Below are 679 nucleotides of genomic sequence, written 5' to 3' on the forward strand. Positions count from 1 at the left end.
GCGCTGAAATCCGACAAAGGGCTGATTTTCAAGGCCGCAGCCGAGGCACAAAAGGCCGTGGATTTTGTGCTGGCAGCAGCCGATGCCGAGACCATCGCAGAGGATGACCGCGCCGCCGCCTGAATTTATATCCTGACAGTCTGCACCATCTTGAACCCCGGCCTAAATGGTCGGGGTTTTTTGTTGCCTGCGGTGCAAGAGGTGACGCGAGGTCACTTCAAAGCGTTGTTCTCTTGGAACAGCTTCGCCAAAAGATCGTCGTTTTCCTCAAGAAACTGGCGTAGGACGGTTGCCGGAGACACAAAGGCTCGGGTCTTTGCGTCAAGTTGGTCAAGTTCACTTTGCAGCGCCGCCGCCAACTGACTTTTTGCGCCAATGTTGCAGCGTAAATCTTGGGTTCTCAACGTAGGAGCCTCTTTCGTTTTTTTTAGTGCAGCCGGTTGCCGTGGTGCTTTAGGTGCGGACTCTGGATCGGGCTTTACTTGTGTAGGTGTTTCGGTTGGTGGGGCCGTTTCCTCGGAAGGCAGCAAGCCCCCTTCTCTGGCGGTTTTGTTGACCAAGGCCATGTCGTCTGCATCCAACGGAAGCCCTAGTTTTTTTCTCGGTGAACGGCTCATTCATTGGCCTCTTTAATATTGGCGACAAGCCGGTCTGCGGCCTCTTGAACGCGGTGCAACGG

Annotated in this window: 1 protein-coding gene; it reads right to left on the reverse strand. The window is 54.6% G+C overall.

The features are described from left to right. Positions 1-212 precede the first annotated feature (212 nt). On the reverse strand, positions 213-617 hold the full coding sequence (locus ACOI1H_RS26060) for a hypothetical protein (RefSeq protein WP_422441259.1): 405 nt from the start codon (positions 615-617) through the stop codon (positions 213-215). Positions 618-679: the final 62 nt, after the last annotated feature.

Source organism: Loktanella sp. DJP18 (assembly GCF_049310965.1).
Classification (GTDB): domain Bacteria; phylum Pseudomonadota; class Alphaproteobacteria; order Rhodobacterales; family Rhodobacteraceae; genus Loktanella.